Raw genomic sequence first — 19,145 nt, forward strand, 5'->3', positions numbered from 1 at the left:
GCCCCCTGCTTGCCTGCCCGCATCCGGACGGTCAAGCCGCTTGCCCGGCGGCCTGCGTCACATCGGCATCGGGCCCGGGGCCACCGCCCCGCGGCAGGCGGCAGGCGCAGGTTGCCCGCAGGCCGGACCGGGGACCGGGCCGCGACCTCAGGCCGTCTCCAGCTCTGCCGAGGGGATGATCGGGAAAAACTGACCCGAGGACCACAGGCCGAACCAGCCATCGTGATGCGCCCCCAGATCGACCAACCGGTAAAAGCTCTTGCGGTCGATCAGCGCCTCCAGGTTGGCGCGGATCAGCACATAGGGCGAGGGCTCCCCGGTCTCGGGGTCGCGGGTGACGCGAATCGGGTGATCGGGCCCGGCGATGGCGACGTCCTCGGTCTTGGTGGTGAAGGTCAGAACCTGATCCTCCCCCTGCCCCGAAACCTCGAAATCCACTGCCAGAAAGGGCGCATCGTCCACCGTGATGCCGACTTTCTCCACCGGGGTGACCAGGAAATACTTGTCGCCTTCCTTCTTCAGAATCGAAGAGAACAGCCTGACCAGTTCCGGCCGGCCGATCGGCGTGCCAAGATAGAACCAGGTGCCATCCCGGGCGATCCGCATGTCGAGATCGCCGCAAAAGTCGGGGTTCCACAGATGCACCGGCGGCAGCCCGCGCGTTTTCGCGGCACGCACCGCGTTTGCGATGCCATCTGCCGAGGGTGTCACAGGTTTTTGTCCGCTCATCGGTTTTGCCATTTCCTTCACGCGAGTTAGACTATCACCATATACATTCGATGTAAGGCTCACGAGAGGAATGCCAATGTCCGATCCTGACGATCTGGTCGCCGAGATTGAGGCGCTCGAAGACAAGCTGGCCCGCGCCAAATCCTCGATCACCCGGCGATTCATCGGCCAGGAGCGGGTGGTGGAGCTGACGCTGACCGCGCTTCTGTGCGGCGGTCACGCCCTGCTGATCGGCCTGCCCGGGCTGGGCAAGACCCGGCTGGTGGAAACCCTGTCGACGGTGATGGGCCTGGACGGCAACCGCATCCAGTTCACCCCCGACCTGATGCCCGCCGATATCCTCGGCTCCGAGGTTCTCGATACCGCTGCCGACGGCAGCCGCGCTTTCCGCTTCGTGCCGGGGCCGATCTTCTGCCAATTGCTGATGGCCGATGAGATCAACCGGGCCAGCCCGCGCACCCAGTCGGCGCTGCTGCAGGCGATGCAGGAACGCATGGTGACGGTGGCCGGGCAGGACCGGCCGCTGGGCACCCCGTTCCACGTTCTGGCGACCCAGAACCCGATCGAGCAGGAGGGCACCTATCCCCTGCCCGAGGCACAGCTGGACCGGTTCCTGGTGCAGATCGACGTGCCCTACCCCGACCGCAAGACCGAACGCGACATCCTGCTGGCCACCACCGGGGTGAACGAAGAGGCCGCGACCGAAGTATTCTCCGCCGCCGATCTCCTGGCGGCGCAGACCCTGCTGCGGCGAATGCCGGTGGGCGATTCGGTGGTCGAGATGATCCTGGACCTGGTGCGCGCCTTCCGACCCGAGGAACCCGGCGTCTCGTCCCGCGTGGCGGAAACCGTCGCCTGGGGGCCGGGGCCGCGCGCGGCGCAGGCGCTGATGCTGACGGTGCGCGCCCGCGCCCTGCTGCAGGGCCGGCTGGCCCCCAGCGCCGAAGACGTGCTCGACATGGCGCGGCCGGTGCTCAGCCACCGGATGGCGCTGAACTTCGCCGCCCGGGCCCGTGGCGACAGCCTTGCCGCCCTGATCGACGAAACCGCCACCGGTCTGGCGCGCAGCGAGGCCGCCGCGTGACATCTGCCGTCCCCCCTGTGGTCGCTCCGGTCGCCGGGCTGCGCGCCCGGGCCGAGGCCGAGGCCGCCCGGCTGCCGCCGCTGCTGGCGCGGGCCGACCATCTGGCCGGCACCGTGCTGCTGGGCGAACACGGCCGGCGACGCGCCGGCATGGGGGACGATTTCTGGCAATACCGCCCGGCCCAGCCCGGCGACAGCCGGCGGATGATCGATCACCGCCGCTCTGCCCGCGGCGATCAGCAATTCGTGCGCGAACGCGAATGGCAGATCGCGCAATCGGTGATGCTCTGGGTCGATCGCGGCGCCTCGATGCGCTTCGCCTCCTCCGACCGGCTGGCCGAGAAGATCGACCGCGCCCGGCTGCTGGGGCTGGCGCTGGCGATCCTGCTGGTGCGCGGCGGCGAACGGGTCGGGCTGACCGGCACCGCCCTGCCGCCCCGGCGCGGCCAGACCCAGATCCTGCGGCTGGCCGAGGCCTTCGCCGAGGATGCCGAAACCGATTACACCCCGCCGGAGCACCGGGCGATGATCCCCCATGCCCGCGCGGTGTTCTTGTCCGATTTCCTCGGCGAGCTGGCCGAGGTCGAGCTGGCGCTGACCAAGGCGGCCGATCGCGGCGTGCGCGGCGTGCTGCTGCAGGTGCTCGACCCCGAGGAGGAGAGCTTTCCGTTCCAGGGCCGCACCATCTTCGAGAGTATTGGCGGCACGCTCCGCCATGAGACGCTGAAGGCCGGCGATCTGCGCAGCCGCTATCTGGACCGGCTGGCGGCCCGGCGCGACCGTCTACAGGGGCTCTGCCGGGCCACCGGCTGGCAGTTCAGCACCCATCACACCGGCGACAGCGCGCAATCGGAGCTGCTGTGGCTCTATCGCGCGCTGGACAGGGGCACGGCATGACGATTCTCGCGGGCATCGGCTTCACCTCTCCCTGGCTGCTGCTGGGTCTTCTGGCGTTGCCGCTGCTGTGGCTGCTGCTGCGGGCGATCCCGCCGGCGCCGGTGCGGCGGCGGTTTCCCGGCGTGGCGCTGCTGCTGGGGCTGAGCGATGACGACAGCATTTCCGACCGGACCCCCTGGTGGCTGATGCTGCTGCGGATGGCGGCGGTGGCGGCGGTGATCCTGGGGCTGGCCGGGCCGGTGCTGAACCCGCAGCGGGACCAGACCGGACAGGGGCCACTGCTGATCGTGCTGGATGCCGGCTGGCCCGGCGCCCCCCGCTGGGCCGATCGCATCGCGCTGCTTGACGGGCAACTGGCCGAGGCCGGGCGCGCCGGCCGGCCGGTGGCGCTGCTGTCGCTGACCGCGCCGGAGCCGCTGCAGTTCCAGTCCGCCGATGTCTGGCGCAGCCGGCTGCCCGGGTTGGCGCCCGCCGCCTGGTTGCCGACCGGGGATCAGCTGGCCGCCGCCGCCCGCGATGCCGCCGCCGCCGCCGAAGACTTCGATACCCACTGGCTGAGCGACGGGCTCGACTATCCCGGGCGCGACGGGCTGATCGCCGCGCTGCGGGCCAAGGGCGCGCTGCGGGTCTATGAAACCGGCCAGCCGGTGCTGGGCCTGGGGCCGGCCCGGTTCGAGGACGGAGCGATCCACATCACGCTGCACCGGTCGCAGCCCGGGCCGGCGCGCGAGGTGACTGTGCTGACCCAGGGCCGCGATCCCGCCGGCACGCCCCGGGTCCTGGCCAGCGTCCCCGCCCGCTTCGAGGCCGGCACCACCGAAACCGATACCGCGCTCGCCCTGCCAGCGGAGCTGCGCGCCCGGGTGACCCGGTTCGAACTGCAGGCGCATCGCTCCGCCGGGGCGGTCAGCCTGACCGACGATGGGCTGAAACGGCGCGAGGTGGCGCTGATCGCCGGCCGCGAGGACCGCGAGGGGCTGGAGCTGCTGGCACCGCTGCATTACCTGCAACAGGCACTGAAACCCTCGGCCGATCTGCTGCATGGCGCGCTGGACGATCTGCTGCCGGCCAATCCCGATGTCATCGTGCTGGCCGATATCGCCACCCTGTCGCCGGCCGAGAAATCGGCGCTGACCGACTGGGTCGACGGTGGCGGCATGCTGCTGCGCTTCGCCGGGCCGCGGCTGGCCGCCAGCGACGTCAGCCGGCGCGAGGAAGACCCGCTGATGCCGGTGCGGCTGCGCAGCGGCGGCCGCACGGTGGGCGGCGCGATGAGCTGGGGGGAGCCCAAGACGCTGGCCCCCTTCCCCGACTCCTCGCCCTTCGCCGGGCTGCCGATCCCCGCCGATGTCACCGTCAGCGCCCAGGTGATGGCGCAGCCCGACCCGACGCTGGCCGACCGGGTGATCGCGGCGCTGTCGGACGGCACCCCGCTGGTGACCCGCAAATCGCTGGGCCAGGGGCAAGTGGTGCTGTTCCATGTCACCGCCAATGCGGAATGGTCGACGCTGCCGCTCTCCGGTCTCTTCGTGCAGATGCTGGAGCGGCTGGCGGTCACCTCCTCGGCGAAGCCGCCCGAGGCGCGCGAGCTGGAGGGCACCACCTGGCGCCCGGTGCAGGTGATGGATGGCTTCGGCACCCTGCATGATGCCGGAACCCTGCCCGGGGTGGATGGCGCCGCGCTGGCCGAAGCGCCGCTGGGCCCCGATCTGCGCCCCGGTCTTTATGACGGCGGTGACCGCCGGCTGGCGCGCAACGTGCTGCCCGCCGATGCGGTGCTGACACCGGCAAGCTGGCCCACCGATGTACCCGTCGAGACCCTGAGCCGGACACCGGAACAACCGCTGGGCGGGCTGCTGCTGGCCACCGCGCTGATCTTGCTGGCGCTGGATGTGATCGCCTCTCTGGCGCTCGGCGGCCGGCTGATGCCGCCCCGCCGGCGAACCGCGGCGCTGATCGCCGTGCTGGCGCTGGCCGCCGGCCTGCCGGCGCCGGAGCTGCGCGCGCAGGAGACGCCGGCGCCCCCGGATGCCGCCGCCACCGAATTCGCCATCGACGCCACCCGGGAGCTGATGCTGGCCCATGTGCTGACCGGCAACACCCAGGTGGACGATATCGCCCAGGCCGGCATGGTCGGCCTGTCCGATACGCTGTTCTTCCGCACCTCGATCGAACCCACCGATCCGATCGGTGTCGACCTGGAACGCGACGAACTGGCCTTCTTTCCGTTGCTCTACTGGCCGGTGACACCGGATCAGCCGCGCCCCTCCGATGCCGCCTATGTCAAGCTGAACGATTACCTGCGCTCCGGCGGGATGATCCTCTTCGATACCCGCGATGCCGATATCGCCGGATTCGGCGCCGCCAGCCCCAACGGCCGCAAGCTGCAGGAGTTGGCCGCGCCGCTCGACATCCCGCCGCTGGAGCCGGTGCCGGCCGATCACGTGCTGACCCGCACCTTCTATCTGCTGCAGGTGTTCCCCGGCCGCCACGCCAACGGCCAGGTCTGGGTCGAGGCGGCGCCGCCCGATGCCGAACAGATCGAGGGCATGCCGTTTCGCAATCTCAATGACGGGGTGACGCCGGTGGTGATCGGCGGCAACGACTGGGCCGGCGCCTGGGCGATTGACCGCAACGGCAATCCGCTGCTGCCGGTGGGTCGCGGGCTGACCGGCGAACGCCAGCGCGAACTGTCGCTTCGGTTCGGTGTCAATCTGGTGATGCATGTGCTGACCGGCAATTACAAATCCGATCAGGTGCATGTGCCTGCGCTTCTGGACAGGTTGGGCCAATGACCGGCAGCATCGTCTTCGACCCGCTTCTGCCCTGGCCGGTGCTGGCCGGGCTGACCGTTCTGGCGGTTCTTGCCGTCGCTCTGGCGCTCTGGCGCGGGCTGTCGGGCTGGCCGCTGCGGTTGCTGTCGGCGGCGGTGATCCTGGCGGCGCTGACCGGCCCGTCGCTGCAGCAGGAGGATCGCAGCCCGCTCAGCGATATCGTGCTGATGGTCGAGGACCACAGCGCCAGCCAGTCTCTGTCGGACCGCCCCGAACAGATGCAGCGCGCGGCGGAGGAGCTGGCCCGCGCCATCACCGCCCGCGACAATACCGAACTGCGCCGCATCCGCGTCGCCGACGCCCCCGGCGATGCCGGTACGCAGCTGATGACGGCGCTGTCCTCGGCGCTGGCGGAGGAACCCCGCGCCCGGGTCGCCGGCATCGTCGCCCTGTCGGACGGGCGCATCCACGATCTTGACCGCACCCCCGATCTGCCGGCGCCGCTGCATCTGCTGATGACCGGGCACGACACCGACTGGGACCGCCGGCTGATCGTCCGCAACGCCCCGGCCTTCGCCATCATCGGCGAATCCGTGACCCTGACCCTGCGGATCGAGGACAGCGGCGCGACGCCGGCGCGGGACGGGTTGGCGCCGCTCGACATCTCCATCGACGGCAGTGACCCTGAACGGTTCCAGGTGCCGATCGGTCAGGATATCGACCTGCCGGTGACCCTGCCGCATGGTGGCCGCAACGTGATCCGCTTCTCCGTTCCCGAGGCGGCGGGAGAGCTGACCGATCGCAACAACTCCGCGCTGATCCAGATGAACGGGGTGCGCGACCGGCTGCGGGTGCTGCTGGTTTCGGGCGAGCCGCACGCCGGCGGGCGCACCTGGCGCAACCTGCTGAAATCCGACAGCTCGGTCGATCTGGTGCATTTCACCATCCTGCGGCCGCCGGAGAAGCAGGACGGCGTACCGGTGGATGAGCTGTCGCTGATCGCCTTCCCGACCAGAGAGCTGTTTCTGGAGAAGATCCACGATTTCGACCTGATCATCTTCGACCGATACAAACGCCGCGGCATCCTGCCGGCGATCTATCTGGACAATGTCGCCGATTACGTCCGCCAGGGCGGCGCAGTTCTGGTGGCGGCGGGTCCGGATTTCGCCACCGCCTCGAGCATCTATCGCTCGCCGCTGGCGCCGGTGCTGCCGGCGCGCCCCAGCGCCCGGGTGATCGAGGAACGCTATCGCCCGATGGTCACCGATCTGGGAAGGCGCCATCCGGTCACCGCCGATCTGGGCGACGGCACCGGCTGGGGCTCCTGGCTGCGGCAGATCGAGGTTGAGCCGACCTCGGGCGAGGTGCTGATGTCCGGCTACGAGGACCGGCCGCTCCTCATCCTTGACCGGGTGGGCGAGGGGCGGGTGGCGCTGCTGGCCTCGGATCACGCCTGGCTGTGGAGCCGTGGCTACGAGGGCGGCGGGCCGCAGCTGGAGCTGCTGCGGCGGCTGGCCCACTGGATGATGAAGGAACCCGAGCTGGAGGAAGAGGCACTCTGGGCCGAGGCCAGCGGCCAGACCATGCGGATCATCCGCCGCAGCCTGGCGGAGACGGTCGGCCCGGTCACCGTGACCCGGCCGGACGGCGGCACCGAGGAGATCCCCCTGCGCGAGGTCTCGCCCGGCCGCTTCGAGGCGACCTATCGCGGCCCGGAGATCGGCCTCTATCGGCTCAGCGAAGGCGATCAGAGCGCGGTCATCGGCCTTGGCCCGGCCGCGCCCAAGGAATTCGAGCAGACCATCGCCACCGGCACGGTGATGGAGCCGGTGATCGACCCGCTGCGCGGCGGTATCCTGGCGCTGGAAGACGGGGTGCCACGACTGCGCGACGTGCGCGAGGGCCGGCCCGCCGCCGGGCGCGGCTGGATCGGCCTGACCCCGCGCGGCGCCTATGAAACCCGCGACGTGCGACAGATACCGCTGATGCCGGCCTGGCTGGTGCTGCTGATGATCTCGGCCCTGGTGCTGGCCGGCTGGCTGCGGGAAGGCCGGCGCTGAGCCCAACCCCCGGGCACCGCGCCGCATCTCCCCCGGGCCGGACAATCCGCCCCGGGGGAATGGCGCGCCCCGGCCTCAGCCCTGCGCCACCGGGCGGTAGATGCCGTCGAAGAAAGCCGCCAGCGCCGCGTAGCCGTCGAGCGGCAGGACATTGGCGATATACTGATCCGGGCGCACCACGATCATGCAGCCGCGTTCCCTGTCGATCCCGCGCATGGCATAGAAATCGCCGGCGCCCTTGTGGTCGGTGCAAAAGACCTTCTCGTGATCGATGAGGCCCAGCTTGCCCTTCTTCGGCTTCAGCAGCGACGGCATGTCGTCATAGGCGAGCTGGTCGAAGGTCTGCTGGAACACCGCCCGCAGGTCGATCAGCCCGTCGATATCCTCCTGCAGCCTTGTGTATTTCACCACCGGAGAGGCAGCGTCCGTCTCCAGCCAGTCGGCCAGCCTGTGGATCGCCGAGCCGGGGGCAGAGCTGTCCTCCCGGCCGGCGAAGGCATAGATGCGCCAGCGCCCGTCGGCCTCTGCCGCATGCCCCAGCTGCATCTGCATCGCATCCGCCAGCCGCACCACCGGAGCGGAATGGAACCGGCGGCCGATCTCCTCCCCCGTGGCCAGGGCCTGATGGGTGGGCGCGGCGATCAGCGCCGATTCGGCGTATTGCACGGCGAGGCCCCCGGTGAATTCGAGGTTCTCGATGAACTGCTTCTGGAACCGCGGCATGTCCGACCCGTCCAGTTCCGATTCCCCCGGCGGCGCAGACATGATGCGGGCCCATTCGTGGTCGGTATCGACCAGACGCTTCGCCTCGGCCCAGCGTTCGGCGGAATAAGAGCGCAGCAGCCCGGCATCGGCGCGCCCCTGGAACACATGTGCCAGCTTCCAGCCGAGGTTGAAGGTATCCTGCATCGAGACGTTCATGCCCTGCCCCGCCTTCGGGCTGTGGGTGTGGCAGGCGTCGCCCGCGGTGAAGACGCGCGGCAGCCGGTCCGGATCGTCCCCCGCATCGTCGAAGGTATCGGTCATCCGATGCCCGATCTCATAGATCGACCACCAGACCACCTCTTTCACGTCGATGGTATAGGGCGCCATGATCCGGTTCGCCGCGGCGATCATGTCATCGGCGGTAAAGCCGCGCTGTGCCACCCGTTCGTCCGGGTTCAGCTTGTCGAGCTCGACATACATGCGGAACAGATAGCCGCCCTCGCGCGGCAGGATCAGCACGTTGCCCTCTCCGGCAGAGGTGATCAGGCATTTCTGGCGCACATCCGGGAAATCGGTATTGGCGAGGATATCCATCACCCCCCAGGCCTGATGTGCCGCATCGCCATGCAACTGGCCGCCGATCGCCTTGCGCACGTTCGACCGCGCCCCGTCGCAGCCGACGACGTAATTCGCCCGCACCGCGACGGTGCTGCCAGCGTTCACCCCGGTGTTTTCCAGCGTCACGGTCACCGGATGGTCCGCGGCTGCGGGATCGACGCTCAGGTCGCGCACGGCCCAGCCGTAGTCCGGCTCCAGCCGCGACGGCGACGCCTTCATCGCATCCAGAAACAGCTCATGTACCCGGGCCTGGTTCAGCAGCGTGTGCGGCATTTCCGAGGAATCCTCTGGCACGTCCTGCACCCGGCCGATGCGGCGGATATGCCCCGGCGTCTGCGGATCGGGCGACCAGAAGGCGGTCTGGTTCACCCAGTAGCTCTCGCGCTTGACCGTTTCTCCGAAGCCGAAGGCCTGAAACATCTCCATGGTGCGGGTGTTCACCCCGTCGGCCTGGCCCTTTTCGATCGGGCCGGGTTTCGGGTCGACGATCATGGTGTCGATTTCGGGGAACTGCGACAGCTGCGCCGCCAGACACAGGCCGGCCGGGCCGCAACCGGCGATCAGCACGTCCACCTTTTCCGGCAGCGGCGCAAAGCGCGTCCGGTCGCGGCGGCCCGGGGCCGCATCCTTCAGATCCGGGTCGCCGCCCCGAAAACCGTTCAGGTAGAATTGCATGGTTTCTCCTCCCAACCGCAGCCGCTCAAAACGATATGAGGGCATATAGTATCCATACACATCATATAGACCACAACAAGTAAGTACACAAACTATTTCTGTGGAGGCATCGCGGTCGCACCCCCAGGCCGGGTTTGCCACCGCGGAGACACAGGCAGGCCAGGGCCCCGCCCCTCCCGGGCGGCGCGCCCGCGCCGGCTCTGCCGCTCCGGTCAGATGGCTTAGTCGTCCGCCGCTTTGAACGACACGCTGACCACCGGATCGCCCGGCAGCCCGACATAGGTAACGCTGGCGCCGCCCTTGCCCTTTGCCGGCGGGAACAGCGGCCCGAAGGAACCGACCGAGACCAGATCGCCGGCCTTGAACACCACGCCCTTGTCGCGCAGCCAGAGCACCGCGTTGATCGGATGTCCCAGCACCGCAGTGCCGGGCACATCGGCCAGCACCTCGCCATCGGCGGCGCGCAGCACCACCCGCATCGCCCCCAGCGCCGCATAGGCCGCCGCCGGATCGGTCACCGGCAGCCCCTCGCCCACCACGCCGGAGCGGGCACCGACCCCCATGGCGGTCAGGGTGACGCCGGTAATCGGCTCCCCCTTCGCCAGCATCAGGTCGGGCAGTTCGATAAAGGGATGCAGGCTGGCGATATGGGCCATCGCCTCCTCTCCGGTCGAGGCGGCGTTGATCCCGGCATCGGCGATCTCCACGATCAGGTCGGCCTCGAACACCGGGACCGAGCCCCAGGGCAGCGCCACCTCCGCCCCGTCGCGCAGCAGGGTGTCGTGATAGAGCACCCCCATCACCGGTTCGCTGACACCGAAACGGTCCTGCGCCGGCTTACTGGTCAGCCCGGCCTTGTAGCCCACCACCGGCCCCATCACATCCGCCATCGCCAGCCCCAGCTTGGCCTGGGTGCAGGCGGCATCCGCCATGCTGCCGCCGACCGACAGCGCCTTGGCCGGGGCCTTGGTGATATACGCCTCGATAAAGGCGTCGATTTCCTCCTGTGTGGCGCAATCGGCCCGGGCGCCCGTCGCCCCCAGCATGATCGCCGCCGCCGCCAGCCAGCCTGTCAGTCGCATGGATATCCTTCCTCCGGTCTCCTCAGCCCCGATCTCATCCTAGGCAGGATCGGCCGCGTCACCAAAGGGTTTTCCCGCCGCCGGCCTACTCCAGCTCAACCGAGACCCGGGCGGCGCGACCGGCGCGATCGACCACCACCAGCGTCGAAAACCCGCGTCCGGGGCTGGGAATATCGATTTCACGGCCGTGAAAGGCACCCCCGACCGGCCGGCCATTGGCCATCACGGTAAAGGGCGCGGCACCGCCGTGCAGTTTCAGCGTCAGCCGCCCGTCGCCGGCCGCCAGCCGGGCGCCATCCGGTGGAAAGGTCACTTCCGGCCCGCCGGCAGGCCGCAGCACGGCGCCGCGCGGGCGATAGCGACGCAGCGGTTGCGGCAGGTCCGAGGCGCCGACGATCAGCGTCGCCGGCGGTGGTGGCGGCAGCGGCGCGAAGTCCGGTTTCAGCAAACCGAACGCCTCGAACAGCACCGGCGCGGCCAGATCGCCGCCAAAGGCGCCGGGCACCGGGGTGCCATCGGCCCGCCCCATCCAGACGCCGATCACATGCGCCCCGTCATAGCCCACCGCCCAGGCATCGCGATGGCCATAGGAGGTGCCGGTCTTATAGGCCAGGACCCCCGCCGGGGCGCCATGCGGCGGGCTCAGCCCGCGCAGGATATCGCCGATCTGCCAGGCGGCGGTGTCCGAGATCACCCTGTCGCCCATCTGCCGCGCCGCGGTGGCCTCCAGCCGCAGCACCGGCCCCGCCCCACCCTCGGCCAGCGCGGTATAGAGCTGGACCAGATCGCGCAGCGTCACGCCGACCCCGCCCAGAGCGATGGCCAGCCCCGGCACCCCGCCCGGCAGCTGCGGATCGGTGCCCGCCCGCCGCAACGCCGCCATCACCCGCGCCGGCCCCAGATCGCGGGTCAGCCGGACCACAGGAATGTTCAGCGACAACTGCAGCGCCTGCCGCACCGAGACATCGCCGCGAAACTGCCCGTCGAAATTGCGCGGCGCATAGCGGCCGAACATCACCGGCCCGTCGTGGATCAGCGTCTCCGGATGCGCCAACCCCTGATCGAAGGCCAACCCGTAGACCAGCGGCTTCAGCGTCGATCCGGGAGAGCGCAGCGCCACGGTCATGTCGACGAAGCCCTGCCGACCGTCGCCGGCACCATAGCCGGGGGAGCCGACGGTAGCGAGGATCTCGCCGCTGCGGTGATCGGCCACCATCAGTGCGGCAGAAATCTGCGGCCCGGCCCGACGCGCGGCCTCGGCTACCAGCGCCTGCATCCGCGCCTGCAACCCGGCCGAGAGGGTCACGTCATGGCGCCGCGCCAGCGGATCGGCGGCGCGCAACCGGTCGGCCAGATGCGGCGCCAGCATCGGAAACGGCCGCATCGCGCGCGGCAGCGGTTCCCGTGCCGCGCTCTCCGCCGCCTCCGCGCTCAGCACTCCGGCGCGTCGCATCCGTTCCAGCACCCGGGCACGGGCGGCGCGGGCGGCCTCCGCGTGGCGATCGGGGCGGCGTGCCTCCGGCGATTGCGGCAGGGCGACCAGCAGCGCCGCCTCCGCCGGGGTCAGCCGCGCCGGTTCCTTGCCGAACCAGGCCAGGGTGGCGGCGCGGATGCCCTCCAGCGTACCGCCATAGGGCGCGTGGGTGAGGTAGAGCGACAGGATCGCCGGCTTGTCCAGCCGCCGTTCCAGCGCCAGCGCCACCCGGATTTGCCGCAACTTGCCGGCCCAGCGACCGGTGCCGCCATCCTCCAGCAGCCGGGCCACCTGCATCGTCAGGGTGGAGCCGCCGGACACCGCCCGTCGGTGCCAGAGCGCCTGCACCACCGCCCGCCCCATCGCCAGCGGATCGACACCCGCATGGCGGGCGAACCGCTTGTCCTCATAGGCCTGCAACATCGCCAGATACCGGCCATCGACGGCGGCGGGCGGCGGCGGCTGCAACCGCATCAGCCCGTCCGCCACCGGATAGGCGCGCATCAGCGCCCCGTCGCGGTCGCGCAGCTCCACCCCGGTTTCGGCCAGCACCGGCGGCAGGTCGGTCGCCGCCACCCAGGCATCGACCCCGTCGCGCGCCAGCGCCCCGGCAAAGAGCGCCCCCGCCAGCGCGACAAGGATCGCGCTCCAGCCCCGGGACCGGCGCCACGCCACGGGTTACTCCGTCACCCGGATCCGGCCGGTGGCGGTGCGGGCGCGATAGGCCGGGCGATACATATCCTCGACCGAGGCCGCCGGCTGATGGAACGCCCCCAGGCTCACCGCCCGCAGCACATAGGCCAGGGTCAGCTTGCGCGCCTCGCGCAGATCCACCGCCGCCAGGAACCGGTCGCTGCGGAACTCCGCATGAGTCGCCTCATCCGGTTTCAGCCAGTCCAGCGCGCCAATATCGCCAGAGCGTAGCAGGCTCGGGTTGTCGATCTCGAAACCCGCCGGTAGCGGGTCGGAGATCATCAGCCGGGCGCCCAGATCCTCGAAAGGCGTCACCTCCAGGATAGCGACGAAGCGGTCGCCCACCGCGAAATCTCTGCCCTCGATCGGCTCGCCCTCCATGCTGACATAGCGGCGGGTGATGGCATAACCGGTGCCGCCGGCCTCCGGCGCCACCTCTGGCACGCCCAGCGTGGTCAGGGTGATCGCGGTATCGCTGCCATCGGCGCCGGTCACCGCCAGATCGGGGCCGCTGCTGCCATCGTCCTGCCGCAGCCGGACGAAGGGCCCGGACACCGCCGCGCCGTTGACCCGCAGGCCCGACTCCGCCGGGGCGCGGACCAGCGCCCGGGCCGCCAGCAGGGTCCAGGCCGCCTCCTGGGTGGACCGGCGGTCGCTGGCGCTGATCACCCGGGCGATCAGCGCCCCGGTGTCGACGGCCGTGCTGCCCGCCTCGGTCGCCAGCGCCAGAACCGCGGCGGTGTCGCGCAGCGGGCTGCCGTAGTCGGCCTGCCACAGCCGGTCGGGGGTGCGATCCTCCGCGATCATACGGGCAGCGCGGGCGAACATCGCATCGGCGCGGATCTGATCGCCATAGCTGGCCAGGGCCGCCCCGAGCTGCGCCGCCGCCAGCGGCGTGCCGAAATCGGCGGCCTTCACATCGGCGTAATAGCGCAGATCGCCCATCGCCGCCGCCCCCTCGCGCGCCAACACCATCAGCGCATAGGCGACATCGTTGCCGGTGCTGTCGCCGGCGTCGAAATCGGGCGCGTAATTCACCCGGTTGCGCAGGTTGTCCAGCGCCTGGGCAAAGGGACGGTCGGCCACGTCATGGCCCTCGGCCCGGGCCCGCGACAGGAAATCGGTGACATAGGCGTCGAGCCAGAAATCCCCCGACTCCGCCCGCCACAGGCCAAAGGCCCCGTTCGGCGCCTGCCGGGTCAGCACCCGGGTGATCGCGGCGTCGATCTTCTCCGCCACCGCCGGGCCGGTGCCGATCCCCGCCGCCTGCGCCACCGAGGAGAGGTAGAGAAGCGGCATCGCCTGGCTGGTCACCTGTTCGGTGCAGCCATAGGGGTAGCGATCCAGCGTCGCCAACAGCCCCGGCACATCGAACCGCGCCAGCGGGCCGGCCGACAGGAGGGCGGTGCCGGTGCCCGGCCGCAGCCCAGCAAAGACATCGTCGGAGAACCGGAAAGTCTTCCCCCCGGCGAGGGTGAAGCGCCGGGTTTCGGCCACCTCCGGGTCGTTGGCGCGCACCGGCAGCCGCAGGCTCTGGTCCAGCACGGTGCCATCCGGCGTGGTCAGCGCCAGATCGATCACCGGATCGCCGACCGCCGTAGCGCTGACCGGCACCTCCAGCAGCACCTTGCCGCCCTCGGTCAGGGTAAAGGCCGCCGGCTGGGCGCCGAGCGTGAGGCCACCACCCCGCGCGGTCAGCGCCACCGAGGCCGCACCCACCGGACCATCGGCATGGGTGATGTCGAGCCTGACGCGCGCCTCGTCCCCCGGGGCGAGGAACCGTGGCAGGCTGGCGGACACCACCACCGGATCGCGCACCGTCATATCGAAGGCCGCCTGGCCCACCGCGTCCCGGCTCCAGGCCACGGCCATCAACCGCACGGTGCCGTTGAAATCGGGCAGCGGCACGTTGACATAGGCCGCGCCATCCTCGCCCACCGCCACCGGGCCGGAGTAGACCGCCATCAGATCCTGGGTCGGCGGCGGCGATTGCAGCTGGGCACCCAGCCCGGCGTCGCCTCCCGAACGAACGGTGCCGAGCGCGCCGTTCATCCCATCGATCAGACGACCGTAGACATCGCGCAGCTCCACCCCCAGACGGCGTTGGCCGAAGTAATAGCCCTGCGGATCCGGGCTCTGGAACCCGGTGAGATTGAGGATGCCCAGATCCACCGCCGCCAGGGTGATCCAGGCCGGCTCGCCCGGGGTGCCGCCGGCGACATCGACGCGGATCCGCTGGCTGCCGCGCGGCCGGGCCAGCTCCGGCGCGGCGATCGAGACCTTCAGGGCCTTTTCGCCCGGGTCGATCGCCGCATGGGCCAGACCGATGGCGCGGGCCGGGTTCTGACCGGCGGCCACATCCATCGGCCGCACCACCGTCGCCTCGACATAGGCACCGGTGCCCCAATCCGCCGTCACCTCCAGCGGGATCACGCTCTCTCCGGCGGCGACCTGCACCGCCTGTCGCGAGATCACCCGGTCGGCCATCACCGTCACCAGCGCGGTGCCCGCCATCCGCGGCACGATGCGCAGCTTCGCCACATCGCCGACGCGATAGCTGTCCCGGTCGAGCGACAGGTCCAGCCGGTCCGGCGTCGCCGTGCTGTCGCCACCGCCATACCAGCCGGCGTAGAAATCCACCGAGCTGGCAGCATAGGTTCCGTCGGTGCGTTCCACCACCAGTTCGTATTCGCCCCAGTCGACCGGCCGGGAAATCGTCAGCGGCGCGGCGCCCAGATCGGCGGTGCCGGTGGCGATACGGCTGCGGCGGGTGACCGGTTCCCAGTCCCAGTTGCCATAGAGCTGATACCACTGATAGCGGGTTTCCACCCGGTTCAACGTCCAGCGCACCGCCATCGGCGCCACCTGCAGATCGGGCGACAGGCCGATCACCTCGAACCCCGCCTCGGTGCCCTCGGCGACCACATCGTCAAACAGCGGCTTGATGCCGATCACTGCCCCAACGGGCCGCACCGGCGCGGTCAGCCGGCGTTCGACCGGCCGGGCGGAACCATCGGCGAGCCGGGCGATCACCTCCACCTCCAGCGGCTGGCCCTCGGCCTCGGGGCTGGGGATCTCCACCGCCACATCGGCAAGACCGCGCGCATCGGTCCGGGCGCCGCCGAAGAAGCTGCTTTGCGGCCGGCTGTCGGCATCGTGACGGCCGAAGCGATAGCCGGGCCAGCCCGCCACACTGTCGGCCGGGCGCAGGATCACCTGACCCTCGATGCTCAGATCCGCGCCGGGCGCCCCGAAGAGATAGCGCGCCTCGATCCGCAGCGGCGGGCTGTCGCCGGGGTGCAGCGCACCGGTCGGCAGGCTCAGGTCGAAATCGATCCGCTCGGGCAGGAAATCCTCCACCAGCAGGCTGCGGCTGGCCAGCGCCGGGGCATCGGGATCGGCCCGCAGTTCCAGCCGCCAGCTGCCGCGCGGTGCGCTCGCCCCCACCGGAAAGGCGAAAACATGGCCACCGGCGACACCGCCGTCCGAGATCTGGCGACTGTATTCCACCCCGTCGGGGCGCGACAATACGGCGATCAGCGGCAGCCCGTCGATCGCCCGCGCCCGGTCGTCCCGCGCCAGGGCGGTGACATGGATCACCTCTCCGGCGCGATAGGCGCCGCGGTCGGTGGTCAGGAAAACATCGACCGGCCCCGCCGGCATCCGCCCCTCCACCCCGCGGTCGGACAGGTCGAAGGCCGGATCGCTCAGCGACAGGAAGGCCAGATCCGCCTCCCCCTGACGGGCCAGCAGCAGCCCCGGCGCCGCCGCACCCTGACCTCGCGTCAACCCCGGCGCGAACCGTGCCAGACCATCGGCATCGGTGACGGCGGTGCCCAGCACCGCATTGGCGCGGGAAATCAGCGTCAGCTCGATCCCGTTACGCGGGCGGGCGTCCGACAGGCCCAGCACCTGCACACCCAGCCCGTCGATCCCCGACTGCGTCATCAGCCCCAGATCGGAGAGGACGAACCACTGCGTCGCGCCCGGATCGTCATAGGGATCGGCGCCCGGCACCTTCGCCACCAGCGCATAGATCCCGGCCGGCTGCCCGGCGATGGCCTGGGCCAGCGGCAGCCGTGTCGTCATGTCCTGGTTCAGACGCGTCTGCACCTCGGCGCTGCCCGACCAGATTTCAACCGCCATCCCCTCCGACAGCTGCTGTTGCTGCCAATGCGACAGCGGCCGGGCAAAAAGCTCTTCCCGCATCGCCGCGATCAGGTTGCGGTCGCTGATCCGATAGAGCGTCAGGTCCAGCCCCGTGACATTCACCGTCTCCACCGGCAGGGCGGCATCGGCGGCCTTCGGCAGCACATAGGCGCGCCCCGGGAACCGGACGGCGGGTTTGCGATCGCGCACGTAATGGGTGACGGTCACGTCCTTCGACAGCAGCTCACCGCTCGCCGCCGGCAGCCCCTTGCGGAAGGTCACGGCATAGCGGGTGCCATGCGCCACCCCGTCGATGCAGAGCTGGCTGTCCGTCACCTGCACCACCAGCCCCGGGTCGGGCAGCTTGACGAAAGGCGCGTAATCGACCCCGGCGCGCGCCAGCGGCTCAGAGAACTGGGCGCAGATGCGCGGCGCGGCGGCATCGCTTTCCACCGTGCTGTCGGTCACCCGAAAACCGTATTTGCCGATCGCCTCGTCCAGGGCGGCGAGAATATCGGCGCGCGGCTGAATCTCGCTGGCCAGTCGCAGCGCGCTCAGCATCACCCGGCCGCGACCCTGCCGCTCCAGCGCCTCGCCCAGCTGGCTCAACGCCGCCACCCGCGCCGGATCGCCTCCGCTGCGCAGATAGCCGTTGATCGCCGCCAGCCCGGCCCGGGTGTCATAGTCCCGTCGCCGGTTATCGTTGTCGGTGCTCACCGCCAGCAGCAGGCGGGCGTATTCGGTCCAGGCGGCGGCCTTGTCGCCCAGAACCACGGCCAGCCCGATCCAGTTCGCCGCGCCCAGCGTATCGCCGGCGCTCAGCCGGTCGCGGGCCGCCTCGGTCACCGCCTTGAGATCGGAACCGCCGGCGCGATGGCGCAGCCCCAGATCGCGCGCCTGGTCGCGCGCGGCGGACATGTCCTCAGCCGTCAGAAACCCCAGATCGGCTGCCCGCGCGGCTCCCTGGCGCAACACCTGTGCCGAGGTCGTGACCTTTTCCGCCGACAGCGCCCCCTGATAGGGCACCCGCTCGCTCACCCCGCTCTTGGGGAAACAGGCGCGCGACCGGGTGTTGAAGGTGAAGGCGGTACAGCGGTCGCTGGCCGAACAGGCGCGCAGACAGCTGGGCAGGTCGGTGTCGAACAGCGCCTGCAGGTCGGAGCCGTAGAAATCCGTATCGCTCGACCCGACATAGCGGAAGCCCGGGATCGGCCCGTCGGCCGGCTGCGCCAGCGCGGCCCCCCCGATCATGAACATGAAAATCAGGGCGAGGGCCGCGCGCAAACTGGGGTACATGAAATCTCTCCGTCCTATGGCGACAGGGTCGCAGGACGCAGACTGCTTTGCAAGGATTCCCCGTGTCGCGGCCCCCCGACAGAGCCGGGCCCAGCCCAGGATCAGGCGGCGGCAGAGGCCTCTGCGCTGCGCAAGAAGACCGGCTTGTCCGGCGCCGACAGCTTCGGCTGATAGGCATAGCCACCGGTGTCGAAATCCGTCAGCGCGGCCGGATCGGTCAACCGGCGCTGGACGATGAACCGCGCCATCGCGCCGCGCGCCCGCTTGGCGTAGAAGCTGACGATTTTCGGCCCGCCCGGCTTGTCCTCCATGAAGACCGGGGTGATCACCCTGAGCTTCAGCGCCGCCGGATCGACCGCGCCGAAATATTCCTGGCTGGCGCAATTGACCAGAACATCGGTGCCCAGCGTCGCGGCCTGCGCATTCAATGCCTCTGAAATCCTGTCGCCCCACCAGTCGTAGAGCGATTTTCCGCGCGGCGTCTTCAGCCGGCTGCCCATCTCCAGCCGATAGGCCTGGATCGCGTCGCGCGGCCGCAGCACCCCGTAGAGCCCTGACAGGATGCGCAGATGATCCTGCGCCCAATCCATTTCCTCGGGATCGAGAGACGCGGCCTCGAGCCCCTGATAGGTGTCGCCGGCAAAGGCCAGCGCGGCGGGGCGGGTGAGGTCGGCGGCGGGCGTCGGATCGAAAGCGCGGAACCGGTCGCGGTTCAGCTTCGCCAGCTCCGGGCTGATCTTCATCAGCTTCTGCAGATCTTCCGCGCTCAGGTCGCGGGCCACCTCCGCCAGCTCGGCCGCCTCGTCGCGAAAGACCGGCTCTGTCGTGTCGATCCCGCGCGCGCTCCAGTCCAGCTTCTTGGCCGGAGAAATCACCACCATCATGCTATCAGTCCCCCACTATCCTCGTG

10 protein-coding genes are annotated in these 19,145 nt (G+C 70.2%); 4 read left to right on the plus strand and 6 right to left on the minus strand.

Annotated features, from left to right (window positions below; genetic code table 11):
- Positions 1-147: 147 nt before the first annotated feature.
- Positions 148-729, minus strand: coding sequence for a DUF1285 domain-containing protein (locus QO033_RS08740; protein ID WP_284480578.1), 582 nt, complete (start codon positions 727-729; stop codon positions 148-150).
- 76 nt (positions 730-805) lie between these two features.
- Between QO033_RS08740 and QO033_RS08745 the strand changes: the two genes are divergently transcribed.
- The 4 genes from QO033_RS08745 to QO033_RS08760 are packed head-to-tail and all read left to right on the plus strand — an operon-like array spanning position 806 to position 7,543.
- Complete coding sequence (locus QO033_RS08745; protein ID WP_284480579.1) at positions 806-1,813, plus strand: AAA family ATPase; 1,008 nt, start codon at positions 806-808, stop codon at positions 1,811-1,813.
- Positions 1,810-2,709, plus strand: a complete 900-nt coding sequence (locus QO033_RS08750) for a DUF58 domain-containing protein (RefSeq protein ID WP_284480580.1) — start codon at positions 1,810-1,812, stop codon at positions 2,707-2,709. The genes QO033_RS08745 and QO033_RS08750 overlap by 4 nt, the downstream gene beginning before the upstream one ends.
- Positions 2,706-5,504 (plus strand): DUF4159 domain-containing protein, encoded by a 2,799-nt coding sequence (locus tag QO033_RS08755; RefSeq protein ID WP_284480581.1) that lies wholly within the window; start codon positions 2,706-2,708, stop codon positions 5,502-5,504. Before QO033_RS08750 ends, QO033_RS08755 begins: the two co-directional genes overlap by 4 nt.
- Positions 5,501-7,543: a hypothetical protein gene (locus QO033_RS08760; protein ID WP_284480582.1), complete on the plus strand. Its 2,043-nt coding sequence runs from the start codon at positions 5,501-5,503 to the stop codon at positions 7,541-7,543. Before QO033_RS08755 ends, QO033_RS08760 begins: the two co-directional genes overlap by 4 nt.
- Positions 7,544-7,618: 75 nt before the next feature.
- On the opposite strand, the gene QO033_RS08765 is transcribed toward QO033_RS08760, so the two are convergent.
- From QO033_RS08765 to yaaA, 5 genes are all read right to left on the minus strand, one after another.
- Positions 7,619-9,541, minus strand: a complete 1,923-nt coding sequence (locus tag QO033_RS08765; protein WP_284480583.1) for an FAD-dependent monooxygenase — start codon at positions 9,539-9,541, stop codon at positions 7,619-7,621.
- A gap of 221 nt (positions 9,542-9,762) precedes the next feature.
- A complete protein-coding gene (locus QO033_RS08770) occupies positions 9,763-10,623 on the minus strand; it encodes a 2-keto-4-pentenoate hydratase (RefSeq protein ID WP_284480584.1) in 861 nt (286 codons plus the stop codon).
- An 85-nt stretch (positions 10,624-10,708) separates the two neighbouring features.
- The gene (gene pbpC, locus QO033_RS08775; RefSeq protein WP_407682105.1) at positions 10,709-12,772 is read right to left on the minus strand and encodes a penicillin-binding protein 1C; all 2,064 of its coding nucleotides are present in this window, start codon (positions 12,770-12,772) and stop codon (positions 10,709-10,711) included.
- 3 nt (positions 12,773-12,775) lie between these two features.
- Positions 12,776-18,235 (minus strand): alpha-2-macroglobulin family protein, encoded by a 5,460-nt coding sequence (locus tag QO033_RS08780; protein ID WP_284480585.1) that lies wholly within the window; start codon positions 18,233-18,235, stop codon positions 12,776-12,778.
- Between the two features lie 101 nt (positions 18,236-18,336).
- The gene (gene yaaA, locus QO033_RS08785) at positions 18,337-19,119 is read right to left on the minus strand and encodes a peroxide stress protein YaaA (RefSeq protein WP_284480586.1); all 783 of its coding nucleotides are present in this window, start codon (positions 19,117-19,119) and stop codon (positions 18,337-18,339) included.
- Positions 19,120-19,145: the final 26 nt, after the last annotated feature.

Origin of the sequence: Pseudodonghicola flavimaris (genome assembly GCF_030164425.1) — a bacterium.
Lineage (GTDB): Bacteria > Pseudomonadota > Alphaproteobacteria > Rhodobacterales > Rhodobacteraceae > Pseudodonghicola > Pseudodonghicola flavimaris.